We start from the raw sequence: 467 nt of genomic DNA on the forward strand, positions 1-467 counted from the left end.
ACCCAGGCATAGACCAGCCGGCGGATCAGCGGGTCCTCCGACGTCTCGCTGCCGGGCCTCAGCGCTGCGAGCACGAAGCCGGCGGCAAGCAGCGCGGTGACGATCAGCGGATAGGCGCCGCGATGCGCATAGGCGGCGTAGGTCAGCCCGTCCGGCAGCGCCACCCCGCCCCACAGATAGGTGGCGTCGAGCGCGGTCTGCAGCGCGAACAGAAGGTTGAAGACGAGCAGCGCGCGCAGGATCGCCGCCTTGCCGAAGAGGACGTCCTCGATGGTCGTTCTTGCCTGAGCCGGCGGTTCCGTGCGGACGATCCGCGACTTGCGCGGCAAACGGCGGAAGAAGCGCGGCAGGCGCGGCCGCAGGAAGGCCCAGATGCCAGCGAGCACGGCCAGCCAGAAGACCAGCCGCGGCAGCTGGATCAGGTTGAGGAGTGCAAAAAGGTCGATCAGCGAGAACCAGTATTCGAT

Annotated in this window: 1 protein-coding gene; it reads right to left on the reverse strand. The window is 67.9% G+C overall.

Features of this window, described 5'->3' with window-relative positions; genetic code table 11:
- Positions 1-467 (reverse strand): DUF4153 domain-containing protein (locus EN742_RS37285; RefSeq protein WP_128334006.1); only part of this gene is annotated, 467 nt, incomplete at both ends.

This window comes from Mesorhizobium sp. M4A.F.Ca.ET.020.02.1.1, assembly GCF_004022645.1.
In the GTDB taxonomy this organism is placed as follows: Bacteria; Pseudomonadota; Alphaproteobacteria; order Rhizobiales; family Rhizobiaceae; genus Mesorhizobium.